Raw genomic sequence first — 444 nt, 5'->3', positions numbered from 1 at the left:
AACAAACCAGTGATGTGTCCTTAGACAGAGATGGTTTTGACTTATTTCTAGTAAGTTTAGGTTCGTATTCAAATATCATTTATCTAGTTGAACACGAGATTAATTTCTTAGGAAAATAGATAATCTTCCTTGTGTGCAAGCACACGGTGTCAGATTCCTAATTTTCTACAGAAATTTCGGCTAGCCGAACATCTCTTTGTATCCTAGATAATGGACCTAGCGGGATCGAACCGCTGACCTCCTGCGTGCAAAGCAGGCGCTCTCCCAGCTGAGCTAAGGCCCCGACTAATAAACTGGTTGTTTCATTATTAGTGGTGGTACTATTCTATTACGTGAAGCTTAATTGTATTCGAACTAAAATCTTAGTGAAAAAGATAAATCTCCTTGTGTGCAAGCACACATCGTCAATTTCCTATTTTCATACAGATTTCTTAACGTTCTCAT

Annotated in this window: 1 tRNA gene; it reads right to left on the bottom strand. The window is 38.5% G+C overall.

What is annotated here, in order from left to right:
- Positions 1-211 precede the first annotated feature (211 nt).
- Positions 212-283: transfer RNA gene (locus AT575_RS10145), tRNA-Ala, on the bottom strand.
- Positions 284-444: the final 161 nt, after the last annotated feature.

The sequence above is a fragment of the Streptococcus penaeicida genome (genome assembly GCF_002887775.1).
Classification (GTDB): domain Bacteria; phylum Bacillota; class Bacilli; order Lactobacillales; family Streptococcaceae; genus Streptococcus; species Streptococcus penaeicida.
Note: the sequence above shows the minus strand (reverse complement) of the source record. Positions and strands in the feature narration are given on the sequence as shown.